Source organism: Roseicella frigidaeris, assembly GCF_003258945.1.
GTDB lineage: Bacteria > Pseudomonadota > Alphaproteobacteria > Acetobacterales > Acetobacteraceae > Paracraurococcus > Paracraurococcus frigidaeris.
The window spans coordinates 57,607-81,039 of sequence record NZ_QLIX01000003.1 but is presented as its reverse complement, the minus strand read 5'-3'; the positions used below and the strand labels follow the sequence as shown (position 1 = coordinate 81,039).

18 protein-coding genes are annotated in these 23,433 nt (G+C 74.9%); 6 read left to right on the top strand and 12 right to left on the bottom strand.

What is annotated here, in order from left to right; all coding sequences use genetic code 11:
* Positions 1–17 precede the first annotated feature (17 nt).
* Positions 18–2,279 carry a xanthine dehydrogenase family protein molybdopterin-binding subunit gene (locus DOO78_RS05780; RefSeq protein WP_207802803.1) on the top strand — a complete coding sequence of 754 codons (2,262 nt, stop codon included), beginning with the start codon at positions 18–20 and terminating at the stop codon, positions 2,277–2,279.
* A 200-nt stretch (positions 2,280–2,479) separates the two neighbouring features.
* Complete coding sequence (locus DOO78_RS05775) at positions 2,480–3,406, top strand: BKACE family enzyme (RefSeq protein WP_111468797.1); 927 nt, start codon at positions 2,480–2,482, stop codon at positions 3,404–3,406.
* A gap of 148 nt (positions 3,407–3,554) precedes the next feature.
* Here the strand turns inward: DOO78_RS05775 and DOO78_RS05770 are convergent, their stop codons facing one another.
* Positions 3,555–4,169, bottom strand: a complete 615-nt coding sequence (locus DOO78_RS05770) for a hypothetical protein (RefSeq protein WP_111468796.1) — start codon at positions 4,167–4,169, stop codon at positions 3,555–3,557.
* A gap of 35 nt (positions 4,170–4,204) precedes the next feature.
* Here DOO78_RS05770 and DOO78_RS05765 point away from each other — a divergent pair, with 35 nt between their 5' ends.
* From DOO78_RS05765 to DOO78_RS05755, 3 genes are read left to right on the top strand one after another with little or no spacing between them, the layout of a single operon-like run.
* The gene (locus DOO78_RS05765; protein WP_111468795.1) at positions 4,205–5,035 is read left to right on the top strand and encodes an aldo/keto reductase; all 831 of its coding nucleotides are present in this window, start codon (positions 4,205–4,207) and stop codon (positions 5,033–5,035) included.
* A gap of 15 nt (positions 5,036–5,050) precedes the next feature.
* A complete protein-coding gene (locus tag DOO78_RS05760) occupies positions 5,051–5,263 on the top strand; it encodes a hypothetical protein (protein ID WP_111468794.1) in 213 nt (70 codons plus the stop codon).
* Positions 5,264–5,292: 29 nt separating this feature from the next.
* Positions 5,293–5,901, top strand: coding sequence for a DNA-3-methyladenine glycosylase I (locus DOO78_RS05755; protein WP_111468793.1), 609 nt, complete (start codon positions 5,293–5,295; stop codon positions 5,899–5,901).
* 126 nt (positions 5,902–6,027) lie between these two features.
* Here the strand turns inward: DOO78_RS05755 and hchA are convergent, their stop codons facing one another.
* The 6 genes from hchA to DOO78_RS05725 form a co-directional block, all read right to left on the bottom strand.
* Complete coding sequence (gene hchA, locus DOO78_RS05750) at positions 6,028–6,897, bottom strand: glyoxalase III HchA (RefSeq protein ID WP_111468792.1); 870 nt, start codon at positions 6,895–6,897, stop codon at positions 6,028–6,030.
* Positions 6,898–7,236: 339 nt separating this feature from the next.
* Entirely contained in the window at positions 7,237–8,487 is a 1,251-nt protein-coding gene (locus DOO78_RS05745) for a capsular biosynthesis protein (protein WP_111468791.1), read from the bottom strand.
* Between the two features lie 54 nt (positions 8,488–8,541).
* Positions 8,542–9,342 carry a formyltransferase family protein gene (locus DOO78_RS05740; RefSeq protein WP_111468790.1) on the bottom strand — a complete coding sequence of 267 codons (801 nt, stop codon included), beginning with the start codon at positions 9,340–9,342 and terminating at the stop codon, positions 8,542–8,544.
* A 186-nt stretch (positions 9,343–9,528) separates the two neighbouring features.
* Positions 9,529–10,860, bottom strand: coding sequence for an aminotransferase class I/II-fold pyridoxal phosphate-dependent enzyme (locus DOO78_RS05735; protein WP_111468789.1), 1,332 nt, complete (start codon positions 10,858–10,860; stop codon positions 9,529–9,531).
* A complete protein-coding gene (locus DOO78_RS05730; protein ID WP_165838744.1) occupies positions 10,857–18,197 on the bottom strand; it encodes a type I polyketide synthase in 7,341 nt (2,446 codons plus the stop codon). Before DOO78_RS05730 ends, DOO78_RS05735 begins: the two co-directional genes overlap by 4 nt.
* 8 nt (positions 18,198–18,205) lie before the next feature.
* Positions 18,206–19,486 (bottom strand): glycosyltransferase family 4 protein, encoded by a 1,281-nt coding sequence (locus tag DOO78_RS05725; RefSeq protein WP_207802802.1) that lies wholly within the window; start codon positions 19,484–19,486, stop codon positions 18,206–18,208.
* Positions 19,487–19,722: 236 nt separating this feature from the next.
* On the opposite strand from DOO78_RS05725, the gene DOO78_RS05720 reads away from it, so the two are divergent.
* Positions 19,723–20,154 carry a hotdog fold thioesterase gene (locus DOO78_RS05720; protein ID WP_111468786.1) on the top strand — a complete coding sequence of 144 codons (432 nt, stop codon included), beginning with the start codon at positions 19,723–19,725 and terminating at the stop codon, positions 20,152–20,154.
* Between the two features lie 677 nt (positions 20,155–20,831).
* Here DOO78_RS05720 and DOO78_RS05715 read toward each other — a convergent pair.
* From DOO78_RS05715 to DOO78_RS05700, 5 genes are all read right to left on the bottom strand, one after another.
* Entirely contained in the window at positions 20,832–21,347 is a 516-nt protein-coding gene (locus DOO78_RS05715) for a nucleoside deaminase (protein WP_111468785.1), read from the bottom strand.
* Positions 21,347–21,760, bottom strand: a complete 414-nt coding sequence (locus tag DOO78_RS05710; RefSeq protein ID WP_111468784.1) for a VOC family protein — start codon at positions 21,758–21,760, stop codon at positions 21,347–21,349. The genes DOO78_RS05715 and DOO78_RS05710 overlap by 1 nt, the downstream gene beginning before the upstream one ends.
* Positions 21,761–22,023: 263 nt before the next feature.
* Positions 22,024–22,170: a hypothetical protein gene (locus tag DOO78_RS27380; protein WP_165838743.1), complete on the bottom strand. Its 147-nt coding sequence runs from the start codon at positions 22,168–22,170 to the stop codon at positions 22,024–22,026.
* A 283-nt stretch (positions 22,171–22,453) separates the two neighbouring features.
* Entirely contained in the window at positions 22,454–22,852 is a 399-nt protein-coding gene (locus DOO78_RS05705; protein WP_165838742.1) for a host attachment protein, read from the bottom strand.
* A 368-nt stretch (positions 22,853–23,220) separates the two neighbouring features.
* Positions 23,221–23,403 carry a hypothetical protein gene (locus DOO78_RS05700; RefSeq protein ID WP_111468782.1) on the bottom strand — a complete coding sequence of 61 codons (183 nt, stop codon included), beginning with the start codon at positions 23,401–23,403 and terminating at the stop codon, positions 23,221–23,223.
* Positions 23,404–23,433: the final 30 nt, after the last annotated feature.

The following is a 23,433-nucleotide window of genomic DNA, read 5'->3' as shown; positions in this document are numbered from 1 at the left end:
CGATGCCCGATGGAAGCATGAGCGGCCGCATCGGCCAGTCCCCGGTGCGCGTCGACGGCCGCGCCAAGGTCACCGGCGCGGCGCATTACGCCTCCGACATGGCGGTGCCGAACCCGGCCTGGGCCTGGCTCGTCACCAGCGCCATCGCCCGCGGCCGCATCGCCGCGATCGACGAGGCGGCGGCGCGCGCCGTGCCCGGGGTGCTCGACATCCTCACCCATCGCAGCATGCGCGGCGAGGTCGGCGATGCCGGCTTCTTCGCCGGCGGCGGCTATGCCGGCTCGACCATCCGGCCGCTGCAGGACGACCGCGTGCGGCATGACGGCGAGATCGTCGCCATCGTGCTGGCCGAGGGGCTGGAGCAGGCGCGCGAGGCCGCCTACCGGCTGCGCATCGACTATGCGGAGGAGACGCCCGCCGCCGGCTTCGGCAGCGAGGGGGCGGAGCTGGTCTCGGCGCGGGAGGCCTCGGGCGGCAGCTTCGAGGATCCGGGAGTCGGCGATGCCGATGCCGCCTTCGCCGGCGCCGCGATCCGCGTCGCCGCCGACTACGCCACGCCGACGCAGCACCACAACCCGATCGAGCTCTTCACCACCACCGCGCAATGGGAGGACGGGCGCCTCACCGTCTTCGAGGGCAGCCAGTATGTCCATGGGCTGAAGAACGGCCTGGCGGCGCAGCTCGGCCTCGACCCGGCGATGGTGCGGGTGGAGAGCCCCTATATCGGCGGCGCCTTCGGCTCCCGCGGCTCGCTCACCCAGCGCACCGCCCTCATCGCCGTCGCGGCGCGGCGGCTGAACCGGCCGGTGAAGCTGGTCGCCACCCGCGACCAGGGCTTCACCATCGCCAGCTACCGCGCCGAGACGCGCCAGCACGTCAAGCTCGGCGCCGACACGGACGGGCGGCTGGTGGCGCTGGTGCATGAGGGCACCGAGGTCACCTCGCGCCCCGACCCCTACAAGGTGGCGGGCACGCAGACGACGAGCCGGATCTATGCCTGCCCGAACATCCGCACCCGGGTCAGCCTGCTGCATGCCGACCGCAACACGCCGGGCTTCATGCGCTCGCCGCCCGAGCTGCCCTACATGTTCGCCCTCGAGAGCGCGATGGACGAGCTGGCGCATGCCGCCGGCCTCGACCCGATCGAGCTGCGCCGGCGCAACGACACCATGCGGGAGCCGATCAAGGGCCTGCCCTGGACCAGCCGCAGCCTGATGCCCTGCTTCGACAGGGGAGCGGCCGCCTTCGGCTGGGCGGAGCGCAACCCGGCGCCGCGCAGCATGCGCGAGGGCGACTGGCTGGTCGGCTGGGGCTGCGCCACGACCATCTACCCGACCCATCTCGGCGCCGCGACGGCGCGGGTGACGCTGACGCCGGACGGCCGGGCGCGGGTGCAGACGGCGGCGCACGAGATCGGCACCGGCACCTACACCGTGGTCGCCCAGGCGGCCGCCGAGGGGCTCGGCCTGCCGCTCGGCAAGGTGCTGGTGGAGATGGGCGACAGCGACCTGCCGCCGGCGCCGGTCTCGGGCGGCTCCAACGTCACGGCGAGCGTTTGCACCGTGGTGATGCAGGCCTGCGAGCAGATCCGCGCGCGCCTGGCCGCGGCGGCGACGGAGGGGCCGCTGCAGGGCCGCGACCCGGCGACGCTGCGCCTCCTGGACGGCGCGCTGCGCGCCCCGGACGGCGCCGCCGAGCCGCTCGCCGCGGCGATGGCCCGGGCCGCCAACGGCGCCATCGAGGTCTATGCCGAGAACATCCCGGAGGGGCTGCCGCCGGACTCGCTGAAGAAGCTCTACCAGGGCAAGCAGGCGCTCGGCGGCGGGCTCGAGGGCAAGCAGCATGTCATGGCCGCCTTCGGCGCCGAGTTCGTCGAGGTGCGGGTGCACAGCCGCACCGCCGAGCTCCGGGTGCCGCGCATCCTCGGCGCCTTCGCCGCCGGGCGCATCGTCAATCCGCGGACGGCGCGCAGCCAGCTCATGGGCGGGCTGATCTGGGGCATCGGCAGCGCGCTGCACGAGGCGACCGAGATCGACCGCCGCACCGCGCGCTACGTCAACGACAACATCGCTGAATACCTGATCCCGGTGAATGCCGACGTGCCGCAGGTGGAGGTGCTCTTCGTCGAGGAGGAGGAGCGCACCGCCAACCCGCTCGGCATCAAGGGGCTCGGCGAGCTGGGCAATGTCGGCACCAACGCCGCCATCGCCAATGCGGTGTTCCATGCCACCGGCAAGCGGGTGCGGGAGCTGCCGATCCGCATCGAGAGCGTACTCTAGGGTGGTCCCCGCGACGTCGCCGCGCGCCGTCGCGGGGGCCCCGGTGGCGCCACGGGACCAGGGGGCGTCGCAGCCCTCCGGGGCGAGGCCTCGGAGGGGCAACGGGAAGCGAGCTGGGGTGGCGGCGTGGCCGGTTGCCGCCTGGACGCCATGGCGCCGCCGGGGCAGACTCCGCCGCCGGCCGGGACGGAGGAAGCACCATGGCGAAGGTCATCATCAGCTGCGCGGTGACGGGGGCGATCCACACGCCGTCCATGTCCGATCACCTGCCGATCACGCCGCAGGAGATCGCCGAGCAGTCCATCGCCGCGGCCGAGGCCGGAGCCGCCATCCTCCACCTGCATGCCCGCGACCCGAAGGATGGCCGGCCGACGCCGGACCCGGCGGTGTTCATGCAATTCCTGCCGGTGATCAAGCAGTCCACCGACGCGGTGATCAACATCACCACCGGCGGCGGGCTCGGCATGACGGTGGATGAGCGCCTGGCGGCGCCGCTGCAGGCGAGCCCGGAGATGTGCTCGCTCAACATGGGCAGCATGAACTTCAACATCGCGGGCAGCGCGGCGCGGATCAAGCAGTTCAAGCATGAGTGGGAGCGCCCCTATCTGGAGGGCACCACCGACTTCATCTTCCGCAACACCTTCAAGGACATCGAGCAGATCGTCGAGCGGCTCGGCAAGGGGCACGGCACCAAGTTCGAGTTCGAGTGCTACGATGTCGGCCATCTCTACAACCTCGCGCACATGCTGGACCGCAAGGTGGTGGAGCCGCCGCTCTTCACCCAGACCATCTTCGGCATCCTGGGCGGCGTCGGCGCCGAGCCGCGCAACCTGATGTTCATGAAGGAGACGGCGGACCGGCTCTTCGGCAAGGACTATGTCTGGTCGGTGCTGGCGGCCGGGCGCAACCAGATGCCCTTCACCACCATGGCCGGCATCCTCGGCGGCAATGTCCGCGTCGGGCTGGAGGACAGCCTCTGGATCGGCAAGGGCAAGCAGGCGGTGAGCAATGCCGAGCAGGTGGCGAAGATCCGCCGCATCCTGGAGGAGCTGAGCCTCGAGATCGCGACGCCGGACGAGGCGCGGCAGATGCTCGGCCTGAAGGGCGGCGACCGGGTAAAATTCTGATCCCCACGAAACCGCTGCGCGGTTCCGTGGGGGCCCCGGGATTCGCTCCTGAGTCCAGGTCGCGTCACAGCCTGCCGTGGCAAAGCCACGGCAGGACAACGGAAGGCGGCAGGTTGCGGCGGGCGTCCCAGGGGGCGGCCGGGGCGTCTCAGTTCGTGCCGAGGAAGCGCAGCAGGCGTTGCAGCAGGCCGCGGGCGTCGAGCGGCTCCGGTCCCGCCGAGGGGTTGGGCGGCGCCTCCTTCGCGAAGCGGGCCAGCGCATCCTTGGTGCCGGCGAGGCGCAGCTCGGTCGGGTCGGCGGTGCTGCTCTCGCCGCCGCCGCCGACCACCCGCACCAGGGCGCGGTCGGCCGCCAGCAGCTCCTGCTCCGCCCGCGCCGCATCCTCCGGGGCGGGCGCGCAGACCACCGAGCGGCCATCCAGGCCGCAGGGCATCTCGAACATCCGGTTCGGCGGGAAGCGGAGCTGCGCCGTGCCGGTCAGGGCCAGCATCCCGCGCGAGGCGCCTTCCAGCGTCAGGTCGCGGGCGGTGACGGCGGGAACCAGCCGGCCCCGCCGATCGATGACCTCGAGCGCGAGGCCGGGCACCGCCCCGCTCGGCCGCTCCACCCAGTCCTTGTGGCGCAGCACGCAGGCGGCCTGGTCGGTCATCTTGTCCTGCACGCAGGCGAGGCGCCAGGCGCCGATCTCCTGATCCGGCGCGGCGCGCCCCGACAGGGGCAGGGCGAGGGCGAGCGGGACAAGGGCGAGGATGGGGCGGAGCATGGCCCCGATGATACCGCAGGAAGGAGAGGCGCCGAATGACGAAGGTGCGGTTGCCGGACGGCACGGAGGTCCCGGCGCTCGGCCAGGGCACCTGGCACATGGGCGAGCGGGGCAGCGACCGGGCGCGGGAGGCGGCGGCGCTGCGCCTCGGCCTCGATCTCGGCCTGACCCTGATCGACACGGCGGAGATGTATGCCGAGGGCGGCGCCGAGGAGGTGGTGGCCGAGGCCATTGCCGGCCGGCGGGAGGAGGTCTTCCTCGTCTCCAAGGTCTATCCGCACAATGCCGGCGGCAAGCGGCTGGAGCAGGCGCTGGACCGCAGCCTGGCGCGGCTGAAGGTCGAGCGGCTCGACCTCTACCTGCTGCACTGGCGCGGCTCCGTCCCGCTTGCCGAGACGGTGGCGGGCATGGAGCGGGCGATCCAGGCCGGGAAGATCGCCCGCTGGGGCGTCTCCAACCTCGATGTGGACGACCTGGAGGAGCTTGGCCCGGCGCTCGCCGACTGCGCGGCCGACCAGGTGCTCTACAACCTGGAGGCGCGCGGGGTCGAGTTCGACCTGCTGCCCTTCTGCCGCAGCCGCGGCCTGCCGGTGATGGCCTATTCGCCGGTCGGCCAGGGCGGCCGCCTGCTGCGGCATGCCGCGCTGCGCGAGGTCGCGGCCCGGCACGGGGCGAGCCCGGCGCAGGTCGCCCTCGCCTGGACCCTGCGCGCGCCCGGGGTGATCAGCATCCCGAAGGCGGCGGATGCGGCGCATCTGCGGGAGAACGCCGCGGCGCGCGAGCTGCGCCTCTCGGCGGAGGACGAGGCGACGCTGGATGCCGCCTTCCCGCCGCCGAAGCGCAAGCGCGCCCTGGCGATGCTCTAGCCGGCCGGCGCCCCGATGCTGACGCGGCTCCTCGTCATCGCCCTGCCCATCGCCCTGCTCGGCCTCGCCGGCTATGCCGCCTGGACGGCCTGGAGCGCCGCCGGCGAGACGGAGATCGGCACGCATGGGATCATCGCGCTCATCCTCGGCAGCCTCTTCACCCTCGGCATCACCGTGCTGCTGATCTGGCTGATGCGGCTCAGCCACCGCCGCGGCTACGATCAGTAGGCAGGCGGCGACGCGGTGGGGGAGGGGCGATGAGCGGGACGGTTCCGGGGCCGGATGGGCGGCCGCGCTGCCGCTGGTGCGTGGCGACGCCCGATTACCTGGCCTATCACGACACGGAATGGGGCTTCCCCGTCGCCGATGACCGCCGGCTGTTCGAGAAGCTCTGCCTGGAAGGCTTCCAGTCGGGGCTGAGCTGGCGGACCATCCTCGCCAAGCGCGAGAATTTCCGTGCCGCCTTCCAGGGCTTCGCCATCGAGCGCGTCGCCGCCTTCACCGAGGCCGATGTCGCGCGCCTGCTGCAGGATGCCGGCATCGTGCGGCATCGCGGCAAGATCGAGGCCGTCGTCAACAATGCCAGGCGGGCGCAGGAGTTGGTGGCGCAGGAAGGCTCGCTCGCCGCCCATGTCTGGCGCTTCGCGCCGAAGCCCGGCGATGCGCCGATCCCGCACGGCGCCCCGACCTCGGCGCCTTCCATCGCCCTGTCGAAGGACCTGAAGCGGCGCGGCTGGGCCTTCGTCGGCCCGACCACGGTGCATGCCTTCCTGCAGGCCATGGGCCTGATCAACGACCATGCCGAGGGCTGCGCCATCCGCGACGCCGCCGCCCGCGCCAGGGCCGCCTTCTCGCCGCCCCGATAAGGAATGCCGGCCGGGCGCGGTCCCCGGCGCGCGCCCGGACCACTCGGCGGAGCGCGTCCAGCCCCGCGCGCCGCCCGATCCCGGCGCCGACCGCGGCAAGCCCGGCGAGCGCCGGCCGGCCAGGCGTCAGTCGGCCGCGACCTCGGCCAGCAGCGTCCTGGCGGCGAGCTGGCCGAGGGCGTTGGCGGCGAACGGGCTGGCGCCGGTCAGCAGCTTGCGGTCCTTGTGCGTCGCATCGTCCGGCTCGGTGTTGAGGATCGTGACGCCGAGCGCCTTCAGCTTCTCGCCGAAATGCCAGGTGAGCTGTCCCGGCATGTAGCCGATCTCCGGGGTCATGCGATCGGCCGCGTCGGGGAAGGCCGTGATCGCATAGCCCGCGAAGGGGAAGCTGCCGGTATCGCCCGCCGCCGCGCAGGCCAGGAAGGCCGCCGGGCCATGGCAGATCGAGAGGATGTGCCGGTCGGTGGCGAAGGCCCAGTGGATCGCCGCCGCGACATCCTTGCTGAACGGCAGGCCGACCAGGGGCCCGTGCCCGCCGGGGATGAACACGGCCACGTAGTCGCTGTCCGGACCCAGCCGCGCCACGACGTCGGAAAGCCTCAGCGGCGCCTGGAACTGTTCGAGATAGGCGCGGTGCAGGCCGGTGATCGCCTCGTCCTCCTTCGGCATCGCCCAGAATTCGAATTTCATCGGGTTGCCGGAGACGGTGGCGATATCGAACTCGAAGCCGGCCTTGTGCAGGTGGTACATCGGCACGAGCGTTTCGACCGGGTGGTTGCCGGTCGAGAACAGCGTGCCGTTCGCGGTCTTCAGGTAGCGCTCGTCGGTGCCGATCACCAGGATGCGGCGCGTGCCGCGATAGGGCTGCGGATAGTCGGCGCCCGCCAGGTCGCTCTTCGGGCTGGTGAACTGCTTCAGCGAGAAGGGCGAGGGGAAGAAGGCGTTGAACTCGGCCTCGTCGGGCTGCGGTTCCTTGCTGAGAGGCAGGATGTTCATGGTGCGTCTCCTTGGGGTGCGCAAAGGCCTGGGGGCTGCGCAGGGAACGGGGCCTTCCACAACGCGGCGGCATGCGGAATTGCCCTCGGCCCTGGGGGCCGGTCCCCGCGGACATCCTTCGCTTTTCCGTGATTGCGGCGCGCCTGATGCGGCCGGCGGCCTGCGTGCCGGCCGGGGCGCGGCCTTCTGCCGCATCCGCACCGCATGCCCCTGGCAGCGCGTTGGCGGGTGGTGGCGCGATGCGTGGGCTCGCCCGGGGCGCTCACGGGAAGCGCCCTGGGCCACGATCCGCTCACCCCGGTCTGCGGAGCATGCCTCGTCCGTGCGGGCGGAGCCGGATCAGTGCATCACCTCCGGCAGCGGCTGGTTCACCAGGTCGAGGTGCAGCCGCCGCACCGCCCCCGCCACCGCCACATCCAGCCCCGGCCGGCCATAGAAGCGGCCGCGGATGTGCAGGCAGGCGGCGATGGCGCGCAGGAAGGCATCCGCCAGATCCGGCTCGGGCGGCCTCGCCTGGGTCCAGAACGCGTCCGGCGCCCCCTGCCAGGCGAGGCCGGGGATCTGGTAGATCGCCCGCCCCAGCGCCAGCACCGGCCGCCCGAGCGCGATCGCCTGCACCGCCAGGGTGCTGTTGATGGTGACGACGCCGCAACTGGCGAGGATCGCCGGATCCGCCGGCAGCGCCCCGTCCAGCAGATGCACCCGGCCCTCGATGCCGGCCTCGGCGGCGATCTGCCGCAGCCGCGTGCCCCAGCGCTTCAGCCCGGGATCGAGCGGATGCACCTTCACCAGCAGCCGACCCTCGGGCGGCGCGCCGCGGGCGAAGCTGCCGATCACCCGGCGCAGCGCCGCATCGTTGTTCGGGAAGTCGGAATAGGCGCGGATGGAGTAGTCGTTCTCCATCTGCATGGCGAAGAGCCAGAGCGGCCCGCGCGGCGCCAGCTCGGCCAGCGCCTGCGCCGCCCGCGCCGTCTGCCGCGGCCGCCGCAGCAGCCGCAGCCCGGTGCCGAGATAGGCCGGCACCGGCGCGTGCAGCAGGTAGCTTTCGTAATGCGGGAAGGGCAGGGGCAGCAGCGAGGCGAGGTGGTGCAGCATGTCCCAGCGCGCCTGCAGGGCGAAGTCGTCGCCGTAGCGATGCGCGAGGTCCGGCGCCGGGCAGCGCGCGGCGATGGCGCGGATCGCCGCCGGGTCGCGCGGGAAGCGGCTCTCGGCGCCCATGCCGTCGCGCTCGAAGACGATCCAGTCGGGGCGGATATAGCCGTAATCGGTCACCGTGACGGCGACGCCGCGCGCCCGCGCCGCGGCGATGGCCGCCTTGTGGTAGGGCCGCTGCTCGCCGAGCAGGACGAGGTCGGTGATCCGCTCGCGCTCGAGCACGCCGGCGACGAAGCCCGGCCAGTCGCGCGACCGGCCGCGATAGTCATGCGCCGCGCTGCCGTCCCAGAACAGGCGGTCGCCGAGGCAGAGATTGATCCGCCGCGTCGCATGGCCGAGCTGGCGCAGCCCCGCGGCGAGCTCGGCGAAGAAGGGGCTGATCGGGCCCTGCAGGAAAAGGAACCGGCGCGACGGCGCGGGCGGAAGGGGCGGCATGGCCGCATCTGGGCGGCAGTCCCTTACGTACAGATTGATTTACGAACACAAATATCAACCTGAAGCGGTGGCGCCGCGCTGCCAGGCCGCGGCGAGGTCGGCCAGGCCGACCAGCCGCCTGCCGCGCGCGGCGAGGCCGCGCAGCAGCGCCGGCGGCGGGAAGGGGCAATAGGGCAGCAGCGGCGCCGGCTGCTCCTCCGCCGTGCCGGCGGCGAGCGCGGCCAGCGCCTCGTCCAGCAGCGGCAGGCCGGCGAGGTGCAGCGCCCGCGCCGCGGCGCTCGCCGTCAGGCCGGGCGGCAGCGTCACCGCGCGCTGGCCGAGGATGCCGCCGGCATCGATGCGCGGCGCCAGCCGGTGCACCGTGACGCCGAAGCGCGGCTCCGGCTCGGCCATGGCCCAGAGCACCGGCACCGGCCCGCGGTGCCGCGGCAGCAGCGAGGGATGCAGGTTGATGCCGCCGAGCGGCGCCAGGGCCAGCGTCCCGGGCGCGAAGATCTGGTCGAAATGCAGGGAGAGGATGAGGTCCGGCCGCGCCGCCCGCAGCGCCGCCGCGGTCTCCGGCCCGTTCACGTCGCGCACGGCGTGCAGCGGGATGCCCTGCGCCGCGGCGATCCGGGCGAGCGGGGTCGGGCCGGGCCGCAGCCCGGGCAGGGCGTAGTTCGCCCAGAGGAAGGGCAGCAGCCGCGGCCCGGAGCGGCGCAGGTGCCGCCAGCCCTGGCGCAGCGGCCCGCCGGCGCCGGGGCGGAAGGCGGCGGAGCGGCCGATCAGCACCACCTCGTCGGCATGGCGCCGCAGGAAGCGCGCCACCGCCTCGGCGCTCGGCGCCGCCTCCAGCGTGAAGAGGGCAATGCGCATCATATCCCCACGACGTCGCTGCGCGCCGCCGCGGGGGCCCCGAGATTTATCCCCATGACGTCGCTTCGCGCCGTCATGGGGGCCCCGTGAGTCGCCTCGGGCCCGAAATCCGTCACAGCCTGCCGCGGCGAAGCCGCGGCAGGGCAACGGGAGGGGGCAGGCTGGGATGGGCGTTGCAAGGCGCGCTCACACCGCGCGGGCCAGCGGCGTGCCGTCGCGGGCGGCGGCCATGGCGGCGACGGTGCGCAGGATCTCCTCCTCGGTATGCTCGGCCGAGAGGAAGAAGCGCAGCCGCGCGGCGCGTTCCGGCACCACGGGGAAGAGGATCGGCTGCACGTTCACCCCCGCCTCGAACAACGCTGCCGCCATGCGCGCCGCCGCGACGGAGCTGCCGAGGATCACCGGCACGATGCCGAGCCCGGCCGAGGGGCCGGTGTCGAAGCCGGCCTCGCGCGCCACCGCCAGGAACAGCGCCGCATTCGCCTGCAGCCGCTGCACCCGCCAGGGCTCCGCCTGCATCACCCGCAGCGATTCGAGCGAGGCGGCGGCCAGCGCCGGCGCCATGCCGACGGAATAGACGAAGCCCGGTGCCGCATGCCGCAGCAGGTCGATCAGCACCTGCCGGCCGGCGATGTAGCCGCCGCAGCCGGACAGCGTCTTGGACAGCGTGCCCATCCAGATATCCACCGCATCCGGCGGCACGCCGCAATGCTCGAAGCTGCCGCGCCCGGTCTCGCCGAGCACGCCGAGCGCATGCGCCTCGTCCACCATCAGCAGCGCGTCGTGCTGCCGCGCCATCTCGGCGAAGCGCGCCAGGTCGGGCGCGTCGCCATCCATGCTGTAATGCCCCTCGATGACGATCAGCGCCCGCCCGTGCCGGCGCCGGTTCGCCGCCAGCTCGCGCTCGGCGGCGCGCCAGTCGTTGTGCGGGAAGGCGATGCGCCGCGCGCCGGAGAGCCGCGCCCCCTCGGCGGCGCTGTTGTGGATGAGCTGGTCGTGCAGGATCAGGTCCCGCGCGCCCATGATCTGGCCGATCACCGTCACATTCGTCGCATGGCCGCTGACGAAGGCGAGGCAGGCCTCGGCCGCGTAATTGGCGGCGAGCGCCGCCTCCAGCTCCGCATGCACCGGCCGCTCGCCGGAGGCGAGGCGGGAGGCGGAGGCGGAGACGCCGTGCCGGTCGATTGCCGCCTTGGCCGCGCCGGTGATGCGCGGATCGCCATTGAGGCCGAGATAGTTGTAGGAGGCGAAGTTCAGGTAGGGCGCGCCGCCGATCGCCGTGCGGGCGCCGGCGACGCCCTCATGCGGCCGGAAATACGGGCTCTCCAGCCCGAGCGCGGCGCCGGCCTGGCGCACCATCTCGAGGTCGCGCAGCCCCGGCAGGGTGGCGAGGTCGCGGCCCGGGCTTTCCGCCGGCGCCGCCTCCGCCGCCTCGCCGCTGCGCCGCGACAGGCGCTGCAGCAGCGCCGCCCGGGCATTGGCCGAGAGGCCGAAGCCCGGCTTCGACCCGCCGCTCATGCCGCCCTCACGGCGGGTTCCGCCGGGGCGGGCGGCTCATGCGCCGCGAGCATCGCCTCCACCGCCGCCGCCTCCGAGGCCTGGCTGTTGCGCAGCGCGCCGGCGAGCCGGCGGGCCAGGCTGTCCACCGTCAGCGTGTCGGTCACCGCCGAGAGCGGCACCGGCATGCCGAGCCGCTGCTCCAGCCCCAGACGCAGCTCCATGCCGCCGAGGCTGTCGAGGCCGAGGCCGCCGAGCGGCGCCTCGGCCGGCACCGCGCCGGGCGGCAGCCGCAGGATGCGGCCGAGCTCGGCGCTCAGCGCCTCGCGCAGCAGGCCGAGCGCCTCCGTCTCCGGCGCCTCGCGCAGCCGCGCCTTCAGGTCGGCGGCATCGCCCGGCGGCGCGGCGCCGCCGCGCACCGCGGCGAAGCAGGGCTCGTCGAGGATGGCGAGCGCGGCGCGCGCCTCGTCCCAGGCGAGCCGGGCCTGGCCGAGCACCGCTGGCCCCTGGGCGGCCCCCGCCTCGAGCAGCGCCGGCAAGGTCGCCAGCGCCTCGGCGGCCGGCAGCGGCGTGGCGCCGAGGCGGCGGGCGAGGATGGCGGCGGTCGCCGCATCCCCGGCCAGCATCCCGGCATCGGCGATCGGCCCCCAGGCGACGACCTGCGCCGGCCGGCCGGCGGCGCGGCGGCGGCGGGCGATCGCCTCCAGCCCGGCATTGGCCGCGACATAGGCGCCCTGGCCGGGATTGCCGACCGCGACCACCGCCGAGCCGAACAGCAGGAACAGCGCCAGCGGGTCCTCGGCGGTCAGCGCATCGAGGGATTCGGCGACCGCCAGCTTGGCCGCCAGCACCGCCGCCACCCGCGCCGGCTCCATCGCCGCCGCCGCGCCATCGGCCATATGGGCCGCGGCATGCACCACGCCGCGGATCGGCGGCAGGCCGGCGCGGATGCCGCGCAGCGCGGCGGCGAGCGCGGCCGGGTCGGTGGCGTCGCAGGCGACGGGCGTCACCGCCGCCCCCTGCGCCGCCATCTCGCGCATCGCCGCCTCGAGGCCGGGCGTCGCGGCGCCGCGGCGCGAGACCAGCGCCAGGTGCCGCACGCCCTCGGCCGCCAGCCAGCGCGCCGTGGCGAGGCCGAAGCCCGCGGTGCCGCCGACCACCACCACCGTGCCGCGGGCGGCGTCGCGCAGCGGATGCGCCCGCCGCGCCGCCGCGGCCGGCGCCGGCGGCCGCACCACCAGCTTGCCGATATGCCCGCTCGCCTGCAGCGTGCGGAAGGCGGTCTCGACCTCGGCGGCGGCGTGCTCGGTCGCCGGCAGCGGGCGGAAGCGGCCCTGCTCCAGCCGGTCGGCGATGGAGCGCAGCAGCCGCGCGGCCAGCGCCGGCCGGGCCCGCGGCAGCTCGTCCACATCCACCGCGAACCAGGTGACGTTGCGCCGCATCGGCCTGAGCGCGACCCGGCGGTTCTCGGCGAAGTCGCGCTTGCCGAGCTCGAGGAAGCGGCCGAAGGGGCGGAGCAGCGCCATGGAGCGCTCCATCGCCTCGCCGGCCAGCGAGTTCAGCACCACGTCCACGCCCTCCGGCCACTGCGCGCGCAGCGCATCGGCGAAGCCGGGGTCGCGGCTGTCGAGCACCAGCTCGGCGCCAGCGGCGCGCAGGAAGGCGCGCCGGGCGGGGCTGCCGGCCGTGGCCGCCACCCGCGCCCCGGCACCCAGCGCCACCTGCAGCGCGGCGAGGCCGACCGCGCCGGCGCCGCCATGCACCAGCAGCCGCTCGCCCGGCTCGATCCGCGCCAGCTCCTCCAGCGCATGCACCGCGGTCATGAAGGCGACCGGCACCGTCGCCGCGGCCGCCGGGTCGATGCCGGCGGGCAGCGGCGCCAGCGCCTCGGCGCGGGTCACGGCATGCGTCGCCAGGGCGCGCGGCGCGACGCCGAAGACGCGCTCGCCGGGGCGGAAGGGCACGCCCTCGCCCACCGCCTCGACGAGGCCGGCGCATTCCATGCCGAGGCCGGGGCCGGCGAAGCCGGGCAGCAGCGCCTCCTCCGGCAGCAACCCCTGCGCCCACATCAGGTCGCGGAAATTGAGCCCCGCCGCCTCGATGCGCAGCGCCACCTCGCCCGGCCCGGGGGCCGGCAGGTCGAGCGGCGCCCAGTGCAGCGTGCCGAGCTGGCCGGGCTGGCGGATGCGCAGCAGGGCCGGGCCGCGCGGCGGCGGGGCCGGTGGCAGGCCGGGCCGCAGCCGCGGCACCAGCCGGGCGGCGCGGGTGAGCGTGACCTCGGCCTCGCCATCCCCCTCGGCCAGCAGCTCGCCGGCGAGGCGGCGCGCCGCGGCCTCGGGCGGCAGCGCCGGGTCGAGGTCGATCCGGCGGGGCTTCAGCGCGGGATGCTCGTTGCCGAGCACCCGGCCGAAGGCGAAGAGGGCGGCGGCCGCGGGGTCGTGGCGCCCGGCCTCGGGCTGCTGTCCGCCGCGGGTGACCAGGCGGAAGCCGCCCGCCGCCCCCTCCGCCGCGGCGGCGAGGCGGCCGAGCGCGGCGAGGCTGGCGGCGAGCGCCTCCCCGCCGCCGGCCAGCGCCACTACCAGGCTGCCTTGCAGCGCCGCCGGCGGGATGCGCGCGGCCTCGGCCAGGTCGTGCTGGGCGACGGTCGCGCCGCGCCCCTGCAGCACGGCGGCGAGCGCCGGACGCAGGCCGGCCATCGCCGCATCGGCGAAGAGGGCGATGCGGCGCAGCGTCGGCGCCGCCAGCACCGCGGCGCCGGCCGGCGCGCGGGCGGCGAGCAGCACCGCCGGCCAGGGCGCGGCGGCCAGCGTCAGCGCGCTGCCCTCCTCCCAGCCGGCGGCGGCGAGCCCGGCCTGCCAGGCTTCCAGCCCCGGCAGCGGCGAGGCGCCGCCCGGCGCCGACCACCAGGCCGGGTCCTGGCCGCAGCAGAGATCGAGCAGCGGCCCGGGCAGCGGCTCGACCAGCAGCAGCGCGGCGCCCGGCGCCGCGGCCTGGCGCAGCGCCTCGGGCAGCAGCGGCCCGGCGCGCAGCCGGGCGCCGAGGCCGAGGCCGAGGACGAGATCGGCGGCGACCGGCGGCGGCTCGCCGCCGAGCGGGTCCCAGCTCGCCGCGGCATGGTCGAGATTGGCGGCCGGCGCCGGCAGGCCGGGCGCCGGCCGGCCGGGCAGGCTGGCGGCGGTGAACTGCACCTGCCGCCCCGAGGCGGCCAGCGTCGCGGCCAGGCGCGTGGTCAGCGGGCCGGGGCCGGCGCCGACCTCGAGCACGCGCAGCGGCAGCTCCGCCGGCCAGGCGGCGGCGAAGGCGGCGAGGGCCTCGGCCAGCACCGCGCCGAGGCGGATCTGGCCGGCGGCGTTCGGCGGCGGATCGGCGGCGAGCGCGGCATCGGCCGGCGCCTGCCAGTCGGTGAGCGTCTGCGGCAGGCGCTCGGCGGCGAGCGCCATCCAGGCGAGGTCGGGGGCGAGGCCCGGCTGCTCCAGCAGCACCTGGCGCCAGATCTCGACCGCCGGCGGCAGGTCGGCATCGGGCACCGGCCGCAGCCCGGCCGGGCCGGGGGCGGCGAGGCCGCCTTTGGCCAGCTCCTCGAGCAGCGCCCGCGCCTGCGGCCCGCCATGGGGAGTGCCGGAGGGGCTGGCCAGGAGCGCGGCATGCGCGGCGGCGGCGCTGAAGCCCTCCAGCAGGATCGCGGTCTCGCCGAGGTCGAGCGCCGCATCCTGGCGCCGCGCCGCCTCGAGGCAGGGGGCGAGGCCGGGGCGCCGCGCGCCATCCTGGCCCGGCAGCGGCAGGCTCGGCCGCAGGGCGAGGTCGAAGGCGCCCTCGGCCGGATCGGCGCGGCCGGGCAGGCGGATGCGCTGCAGGGTGCAGCCCTCCAGCACCGCGACCGGGGCGCCGAGCGCGTCGCGCAGCAGCAGGTCGGCCGCGGCGCTGCGCTCGCCGCGATGGGTCAGGCGGATCTCGGCGGATTCGATCGGGCCGGCGCCGCGGCGGCAGACCAGCCGGGCGAGCCGCACCGGCACCAGGCCGCTGCCGGCCTCGGCCGGCTGCCCGGCGAGCAGCCCGACCAGCCCCTGCAGGGCGCCGTCGAGCCGCGCCGGGTGCAGCAGCCAGGGCGCGTCGGGCGGCGCCGCCTCGGGCCCGCGCAGCCGCACCGCGGCGCGGCCGGCGCCGGCATCGATCACCGCATGGTCGAGGGATTCGAAGGCCGGGCCGTAATGCAGCCCGGCGGCGAGGGCGAGGGCGCGCACCGCCTCGCCCTCCAGCGGCAGGCCGTGCACCGGCGCCGGCGGGCCGGACGGGGGCAGGTCCGGCAGCACCGCCAGCTCGGCCTCCAGATGCAGCGTCCAGGGCTCGGGCGCGAGGCGGCGGCGGGAGTCCAGGGTGAAGCGGCCGGCGGGGTCGAGCCGGGCGCGCAGCTCGCGCGCCTGCTCCGCCTCCAGCGGCAGGGGGGCATGGATCGCCGCCTCGCGCAGCTCGAAGGCCGGCGCCTCGGGGTGCCGGGCGCGGAGGGCGGCGAGCGCCATCTCCCACATCGCCGCCGCCGGCAGCACCGCCTGGCCGGCGAGGCGGTGATCCGCCAGCCAGGGATCGAGCGTGGTGTCGACATGGCGCGTCCACTCGCCGGGCTCGGCGCCGCGCCGGAAGCCGAGCAGCGGATGCTCCTCGACCGGGCCGATGGCATTCGCCGCCTCGGTGGTCGGGGCGTACCAGCTGGGCTGCTGGTCGAAGGGCGTGTGCGGCAGGCCGCGCCGCGCCGCCGGGCCGGCGAAGGCCGGGCCGGAGCGCGGATCGGCGCCGCGGGTCCAGGCGCGGTCGGCGATGCCGGGGAAGGGATCGGGCGCCGGGTCGCGGCGCGACAGGCTCGGCAGGATCGCCGCCTCGGCCCCGGCGGCGCGCAGCGTGTCCCGCAGATAGCCCTGCAGCACCGGGTTGGGGCCGATCTCGAGGAACAGGCAGGGGCCCTCGGCCAGCGCGCGCTCGACCCCGGCGCGGAATTGCACCGGCTCGCGCAGGTTCCGCCACCAGTAGTCGGCGGTGCAGTCCCCGGGCGCCAGCGGCGCGCCGGTGACGGTCGAGAGCATCGGCAGCGGCGCCGCCACGCCGGCGAGGCCGGCGAGGTCGTCCAGCAGCCCCTCGCGCAGCCGGTCCATGGCGGCGCTGTGGAAGGCGTAGTCGAGATCGAGGCCGACGAAGCTCCAGTGCCGCTCCGCCGCCGCCTCGGCGAGGCGGGCGAGCAGCGGCGCCGGGCCGGCGACGGTCAGGCTCTCCGGCGCGTTGACGGCGGCGATCTCGACGCCGCGGCCCGCGAGGGTGCCGAGCCCGGCGAGGACCGGCCGCGCCGCCTCCACCGAGGCGCCGAGCGCGGCCATGCGCCCCTCGCCGCGGGTGGCGGCCTGGTGCCGGCTGCGGGCGGTGACGAGGCGGGCGGCGGCGGCGAGGGGCAGCAGCCCGGCGACGGTCGCCGCCGCCACCTCGCCGACCGAATGGCCGAGGCAGAGGGCGGGGCGGATGCCCTCGGCGGCGAGGGCGGCCACGATGCCGAGCTGCATGGCGAAGAGCAGCGGCTGGGCGACGTCGCTGCTGGCCAGCGCCTCGGCGGTGACGCCGGCGGCGAGGCGCGCCGCGACCGACCAGCCGAGCAGCGGGGCGAGGGCGGCATCCGCCTCGGCGATGGCGGCGGCGAAGGCGGCGTTGCCGGCGAGCGGCGCCTGGCCCATGCCGGGGAAGGGCGCGCCGTTGCCGCTGAAGACGAAGGCGATGCCGCGGCCGGGCGCGGCCTGGCCTTGCGCCGCGGCGGCGGCCTCGCCAGCCTGCCAGGCGGCGAGGCCCTCGGCGAGGGCGGCGGGCGTCTCGCCGCGCAGGGCGAGCCGCTGCGGCCAGGGGCCGCGATGCCGCGCCGCGCCGCGCAGCAGCGCCGGCAGGGCGGCGGGCGGCGTCGCGGCGAGCCGCGCCTGCCAGGTGCGCGCCAGCGCCCCCAGCGCGCCGGCGCTGCGGGCCGAGAGCAGCAGCGGCGGCAGCCGCGCCGGCGTCTCCGCCGCCGGCCTCGGCGCCGGCGCGGCGCCGAGCAGCACGCAGGCATTGGTGCCGCCGAAGCCGAAGCTGTTCACCCCGGCGACGGCGCGCTGGCGGTGCGGCAGCGGCTCCAGGCTGGTGGCGACGCGCAGGCCGAGGCCGGCGAAGTCGATGGCCGGGTTCGGCCTCTCGTGGTGCAGCGAGGGCGGGATGCGGCCCTCCTGCAGCACCAGCATGGCCTTCAGCAGGCCGGCGATGCCCGAGGCCGGCTCGGTATGGCCGATATTGGTCTTCACCGAGCCGATCGGCAGCGCCGGGCCGCCGCGGCGGCGGCCGATGGCGTTGCCGATCGCCGTCGCCTCGATCGGGTCGCCGGCGGCGGTGCCGGTGCCATGCGCCTCGAAATAGCCGATGCGCGCGGGATCGATGCCGGCCTCGGCCAGCACCTGCTCGAGCAGCGCCTGCTGCGCCGGCTGGCTCGGCAGCGAGATGCCCATGGTGCGGCCGGCGGCGTTGACGCCGCTGGCCAGGATGACGCCGCGGATCGCATCGCCATCCGCCAGCGCGGCGGCGAGCGGCTTCAGCAGGACGAGGCCCGCGCCCTCCGCCCGCACATAGCCGTCGGCGCGGGCATCGAAGGCGTGGCAGCGCCCCTGCGGCGAGAGCATGCCGGCGCGGGCGAAGCCGATGAAGGGATAGGGCGAGAGCAGCAGGTTCACGCCGCCGGCCAGCGCCAGCGGGATGCGGCCGGCGCGCAGCGCCTCGCAGGCCAGGTGCAGGGCGACGAGGGAGGAGGAGCAGGCGGTGTCGATGGTCTGCGCCGGGCCGCGCAGGTCGAAGACGTTGCCGATGCGGTTGGCGAGGATCGACAGCGCGCCGCCGGTCATGAAGTAGCGGTCGGCGGCGGCGGCATCGGCCTGGCGCAGGTCGCCGAAATCGGTCAGCGAGCCGCCGACGAAGACGCCGGCCTGGCTGCCGGCGAGCGCCCCGGGGGCGAGGCCGGCATCCTCCATCGCCTCGGCCGCGACTTCCAGCAGCAGGCGCTGCTGCGGGTCCATCTCGGCGGCCTCGCGCGGCGAGATGCCGAAGGCGCCGGGATCGAAGCCGGCGACGTCGCCGAGCGTGCCGGCGGCGAAGGTGTAGGACTTGCCCGGCTCGCCGCGCCGCGGATGCAGGAAGGCGGCCTGGGCGAAGCGGTCCGCCGGCACGCTGGTGACGGCGTCCCGGCCCTCGGCGAGCAGGCGCCAATAGGCGTCGAGGTCCGGCGCGCCCGGCAGCCGGCAGGCGGCGCCGAGGATGGCGATGGGCTGCGCGCCGCGCCGCGGGGCGCGGTGCCCCCCGCCATTCTTCATGCCCGCCCTCATGCCGGCGTGGCGCCGGCGAGGGAGGGCTCGCCGCGACGGCGCCGCGGGGTCTCGGCGAGCATCGGCTCGGCCTCAGCGGTCACATGCGCGAGCAAGGCATCCACCTCATCGAAATGCGCGTCCCAGCTCGGCATGGTCCAGCCCGGCAGGCGGGCGAGCTGGGCGGCGCGGGCGGGGCTGTCGGGCGCGGCGTAGTCGAGGATGGCGCGGCGCCAGCCGGGGCCATCGAGCGGGTCGAGATAGTCGGGGACGGCGCCGCCCACCTCGCGCAGCGCCGGCAGGTCGCTGCAGAGCACGGGGGTGCCGAGCGCCAGCGCCTCGGCGACCGGCAGGCCGTAGCCCTCGGCGAAGCTCGGGAAGAGCAGGGCGCGGGCGCCGGCGAGCAGCGCGGTCACCTCGGCATCCGGCACCGCGCCGAGCTCCCGCACCAGGCCGCGCAGCCCGGTGCAGCGTTCGAGCAGGTCCAGCACGTTCTCGTTCTCCCAGCCGCGGCGGCCGCAGAGCAGCAGGCGCGGGCCCTGGCGCCCCTCGGCGGCGAGCTCGCGCCAGAGATGCAGCAGCAGGTGGTGGTTCTTGCGCGGCTCGACGGTGCCGATGCAGACGAAATAGGGCTCGGTCGGCAGGGCGGCGGCGGGGGCGCGCATCGGCCGCGTGCCGAGCGGCGCGATGGCGATGGGCGGCACCCGGCCATGCCGGGCGAGATGGTCGAGCAGCACGGATTCGGTTGCCGCCGAGTTCACGATGATGCCGTCCGCGAGCGCCGCGACATTGGCGATGCGCGCGGCGTGCCGGGCGATCTGCGGCACGCGCGTGTATTCCGGATGGGTGAGCGGGATCAGGTCGTGGATCAGCGGCACGAAGCGGGCGCCGGCGCGGCGCAGCGCCGCGATCGGGGCGCGCTGGTCGAGGGCGTGGTGGGAGACGAGGAGGAAGACGGCGCCCGGATGCCGGCGCAACTGGGCGCGGAGCGCGAGGCGGCCGCCGCCGCGGGCGAGTCGGCCCTGCAGGGCGAGGGCGATGCGCTGCGCCCGGCGCAGGCCGCGGCGCTGCGGCGTGCCGCGGTCCCAGACCTCGTCGAGGGCGTCGAGCAGGGCGGCCACGCCCTCCCGCGGCAGGGCGGCGAAATGCCCCCAGAGGCTCTGGGCGGTGAAGGTGCAGGCCGTCGCCGGCTGCGCCAGCCAGCGGCGGGCATAGGCGTATTCGACCCGCTCGATGCCGGAGGGGGAGGTGCGGTGGACGCAGAGCAGGAGGCGCGAGACGTCGAGGAGAATATGCACGGGGGCCCCGTTCGATAGGCCGTATGGCGCGGTGCGGGCGAGGCGCCCCGGCGGTCCGGACGGCTGGGCTGGCGGGTCCGGCAGGGCCGATCGATCGGGGTGTCTCATCGGGTTTCTTGCTTAACTGTAACGGAAATGTCAACTACAGGTAGGCATGTCCCCTTTTGATTGATGGTCCTTTGACACCGGCCCGCCACAGGCCATCCTGCCCGGCAGGCAAGCGGGAGAGAGGGCGCATGGGAGTGTGGAAGCGGGCGATGCCGCCCGAGGCCTATGCGGCGCGGCATGCGGGGACGATGCCGAGCCTGCTCGGCATCGAGTTCGTCGAATGGGGGGAGGATTTCGCCCGCGCGACGATGCCGGTGGACGAGCGCCACATCCAGCCGGCCGGCATCCTGCATGGCGGCGCGAGCGTGGTGCTGGCGGAGACCATCGGCTCGACCTGCGGCGTGATGGCGCTGGAGGAGGGCTGGACGGTGGTGGGGCTGGAGGTGAACGCCAACCACCTGGCGCCGGTGCACAAGGGCGACGTGGTGGAGGCGCTGTGCCGGCCGCTGCAGCTCGGCAGCAGCGTGCAGGTCTGGCATATCGAGATCCGCCGCGGCGACGGCAGGCTGAGCTGCGTCTCGCGCCTCACCACGGTGGTGCGGAAGCTGCGGGCGCCGTGACGGCGGTCCTGGCGGGCGGGCAGGCGGGTCGTGCCGCGGCGGGCGGGGGCAAGCCATGCCGGCTCCTCATCCGCGGGCGGCGTCCTGCCCCGCGTCTCGGCCGGGAGGTTGCGTTAGAATTGCTTACTGGCAGGTTGCCCCTGCGCCGGCGGATGCCCAGCGCGAAGGGGTTGCATGGCCGGGGGCGAGCCGTTAGAGAGCGCGGGCTTCCGGGCGGGTCCGCCGCCATGCCTCTGCGGTGGAGCGGGTCCTTGGCGACAAGGCGCTCCACGGTTGAGCGTGCGGCACCAGGTTAGGTGGACCAGGCCAGGAGGTTCGAGGAGGTCGGTACGCTGCACTAGCTCAGTGGTAGAGCACTCCCTTGGTAGATTTGCCACGCCTCTGGGAAACCAGGGGATGATAACCGCCCAAAGTCGGGGAACCCTTCCGGCACCAGCCGATGGCGATCCCGAGCCAAGCCCCGCAAGGGGAAGGTGTAGAGACTGGATGGGTGGCACCTAACGGCTTCGGCCCAGGGTGAAGGGACAGTCCGGGCCACGAACGCCGGAAGGCGGCGGCGAAAGCCGAAGTGGTGGAGAAGGGAGAGGTCGACAGTTCAATCCTGTCGTGCAGCACCACCGGCCCCTGCCGGCGCCGGGCATCCGGGCCGGCGCCGCTCCAGCCGAGACATCCCCCGATCAGATGTTCGCCTGTTCCTCCAGCGGGACGTCCTCGCCCGGCTGGTGGTAGAGGCCGGCGCATTCGCGCCGCAGCACGCCGCCCTTGACCGAGAGATCGTCGCGGAAGGCGTCGGTGATGAAATCCATCGTGTCGAGGTGGCGTCCCTCGAAATACATCTGGTGCACGTCGTCGCGTTCCGCGCCGTAGACGATGCGGCCGATCTTCGCCCAGATCGATGCCATCGAGCACATGCCGCAGGGCTGCAGCGTGGAATACAGCACCGCGTCGGGAAACTGCGAGACGCCGAGCGCCTCGCCGGCGCGCCGCATGGCCATGACCTCGGCATGCGCCGTGGGATCGTGGCGGATATCGACCTCGTTATGCGCCTCGGCGACGATCCGTCCGTCCATCACGATCACGCAGCCGATCGGCGAGGCGCCGCGCGCCCTCTCGCCCTGCTTCGCCAGCTCGATCGCCCGCCGCATGAAGGCGATGTCCTGCTCCGAGGCCGGCGGGGTCGGATCGGAGGGCATCAGTAGCTCGGCCACAGGCCGGGCGTGGCGACCTCGAGGGAATGCTCGTCCGGATCGCGGAAATAGAGGCTGACGCCGCCGCGAGGCCAGGTGACCCGGGATTCGAGCGGCACCGCCAGGGATCGCAGATGCTCCTCCCAGGCCTCGAGCTCGCCCCGCGGGATCGCAAAGGCGAGATGCTGCTGGCCGCGCGCGTCATGCGGCGGGATGTCCCCGGCCGGCGTCGGCGAGGCGGTGACCGAGCCGCCATGCCGGAAGAGGAGCAACACGCTGCCGCCGGGCACGCCCATTCCGATCATCCTGTCGTCGCGGAGGAAGGTCTCGAAGCCGAAGACGGTCCGATAGAAGTCCTCGGACCGTGCGAGATCGGCGACGTAGAGGGAGGTTTCGAGCTGATGGCTGAGGCGCGGCATGATGCGAGGCCAACGCCCTCCCGGCGCGAATGTTTCCCGGTGACTGGGGGGCTGTCTCGCCGATCAGCCGGCCGCGTGGGGCGGTGGAGGCCGGAGCGGCGCGCCCCGGCGCCAGGCTTGCGGCAAAGGCTCGCGGCCCGTGGGGCGCTAGGAGGCGGGGAAGCTGCAGCATGCGGAGCCCTGCCCCGTCACGCCCGATCCGCGTCCGCTCCATCCGACCGCGCGCTGCCGGCCTCGCGGGTCCGACAGGCGCGTCGCCCAGCTTACTCCACCGCGCTCTCGGGCGTTTGCTCGGCGGGCTTCTCCTCGATCTCGGCGAGCATCATCGTCAGCGCCTGTTCCCTTTCCTCCTCGGTCCAGATGCCCTTCTGCAGGGCATCCATAACGCTCTGGTCGATCGGCTCCGCCATTGGGTGATGCTCCGGTCCTTGCCCGCCATCGAGCGGTACCATCACGCCCGTTGCGTCGCGGAGTTTCGCCGGCCTTGCGTCCCCAAGGGAATTTTTGGCGCCGCGCCAGGGCGGGGAGGGCGGCCAGGGCGGCCGGCCGCGCCGGCCTCGCCCCGCGCCAGACCATGATCCGCTCACACAGGGTCGCGGGCCATGGCCTGGCTTGGTGTTGGGGCGCGTGAGTCACGCCTCTCGGAGAGGCCACCTCAGGCGATCACGCCCTGGCCCGCCGGCCGGGGCAGCATCAGCCGAAATGGGCCGTCAGTTCGTTGTCGGGCAGGTTCACGTAGTCCTTGCTCATGGTCTTGCTGACCAGGCCGGCCGCTTCCTTGCTCAGCTCCTCCCGGATGCCGTGCAGCACCTGGGCGGAGGCGGCGATGACCAGCGACTCCGCCTGGCCACGGCGCACCGCCTCGTTCAGGTAATCCGCCACGGCCTTGGCGAAATGCGCCTCCGACTGGTCCTTCGGGTCGGATTTCGGCGCCTTCAGCTGGCTGACGCCGGAATCCGCATTCTCCACCGCATTGGCCTTGCCGGACGCATCGAAGCTGTGCCGCGTGCGAAGGCCATCCTCGGTGCGGACCAGGATGCGGGCCTTGCCGCCATCCGCCACGACGTACCAGGTATGGTCGGGCTTGCTCATGTCCATTCTCCGTTCCTGCCGACCCCAGGGGGTCACCGAGGCAGTTGAACGTGCCGCGCCGGCCTTCGGTGGCATGGATGGGGCCGGGGCGGATGAGGGCGTGAGGCCGCGGCCCGCTATCCCAACATCAGGGCGAGCGCGGCCACCGCGAGATAGAGCAGGGTGAAGAGGCGCATGAGCACGTGCTGGCCTTCCCCACCCACGGCCAGCCGGAATGGCACCAAGGCATAATATTACGATAACGGTACATAACGGGTCAAGCTGCAAATGATGTTGCGGCAAGCCGGCCGTCAGGGTGGCCGGGTCCGCCGGGCGCCGGCCTCGCTCCTTGCCCCGGCCCCCGTGACCGGCCGGGCCCCAGGGCCGGATCAGTCGTCCGGCGCGCCGCGCGTCCGGTCCGTCACGCCCGGCGGGTCCGGATAGAGGTCGGAGGGGACCTTCGCCTTCGGATTCCGCGTCGTGCTGCCCTCCTGCACCTTCTCCGCGGTGGTCTTGGAGGCCGGGTCGGCGGTGTTCATCCGCTCCTTCGCCCCCTGCGGCGGTTCGGCCATGCCTGGCGCCCTTCCTTCCGTTGCCGCCGG

Bases quoted from the DNA above. Each gene is read 5' to 3' on its own strand.
- DOO78_RS05780 (WP_207802803.1), top strand. From the start codon at position 18: ATGAGCGGCCGCATCGGCCAGTCCCCGGTGCGCGTCGACGGCCGCGCC.
- DOO78_RS05775 (WP_111468797.1), top strand. From the start codon at position 2,480: ATGGCGAAGGTCATCATCAGCTGCGCGGTGACGGGGGCGATCCACACG.
- DOO78_RS05770 (WP_111468796.1), bottom strand. From the start codon at position 4,169: ATGCTCCGCCCCATCCTCGCCCTTGTCCCGCTCGCCCTCGCCCTGCCC.
- DOO78_RS05765 (WP_111468795.1), top strand. From the start codon at position 4,205: ATGACGAAGGTGCGGTTGCCGGACGGCACGGAGGTCCCGGCGCTCGGC.
- DOO78_RS05760 (WP_111468794.1), top strand. From the start codon at position 5,051: ATGCTGACGCGGCTCCTCGTCATCGCCCTGCCCATCGCCCTGCTCGGC.
- DOO78_RS05755 (WP_111468793.1), top strand. From the start codon at position 5,293: ATGAGCGGGACGGTTCCGGGGCCGGATGGGCGGCCGCGCTGCCGCTGG.
- hchA (WP_111468792.1), bottom strand. From the start codon at position 6,897: ATGAACATCCTGCCTCTCAGCAAGGAACCGCAGCCCGACGAGGCCGAG.
- DOO78_RS05745 (WP_111468791.1), bottom strand. From the start codon at position 8,487: ATGCCGCCCCTTCCGCCCGCGCCGTCGCGCCGGTTCCTTTTCCTGCAG.
- DOO78_RS05740 (WP_111468790.1), bottom strand. From the start codon at position 9,342: ATGCGCATTGCCCTCTTCACGCTGGAGGCGGCGCCGAGCGCCGAGGCG.
- DOO78_RS05735 (WP_111468789.1), bottom strand. From the start codon at position 10,860: ATGAGCGGCGGGTCGAAGCCGGGCTTCGGCCTCTCGGCCAATGCCCGG.
- DOO78_RS05730 (WP_165838744.1), bottom strand. From the start codon at position 18,197: ATGAAGAATGGCGGGGGGCACCGCGCCCCGCGGCGCGGCGCGCAGCCC.
- DOO78_RS05720 (WP_111468786.1), top strand. From the start codon at position 19,723: ATGGGAGTGTGGAAGCGGGCGATGCCGCCCGAGGCCTATGCGGCGCGG.
- DOO78_RS05715 (WP_111468785.1), bottom strand. From the start codon at position 21,347: ATGCCCTCCGATCCGACCCCGCCGGCCTCGGAGCAGGACATCGCCTTC.
- DOO78_RS05710 (WP_111468784.1), bottom strand. From the start codon at position 21,760: ATGCCGCGCCTCAGCCATCAGCTCGAAACCTCCCTCTACGTCGCCGAT.
- DOO78_RS27380 (WP_165838743.1), bottom strand. From the start codon at position 22,170: ATGGCGGAGCCGATCGACCAGAGCGTTATGGATGCCCTGCAGAAGGGC.
- DOO78_RS05705 (WP_165838742.1), bottom strand. From the start codon at position 22,852: ATGAGCAAGCCCGACCATACCTGGTACGTCGTGGCGGATGGCGGCAAG.
- DOO78_RS05700 (WP_111468782.1), bottom strand. From the start codon at position 23,403: ATGGCCGAACCGCCGCAGGGGGCGAAGGAGCGGATGAACACCGCCGAC.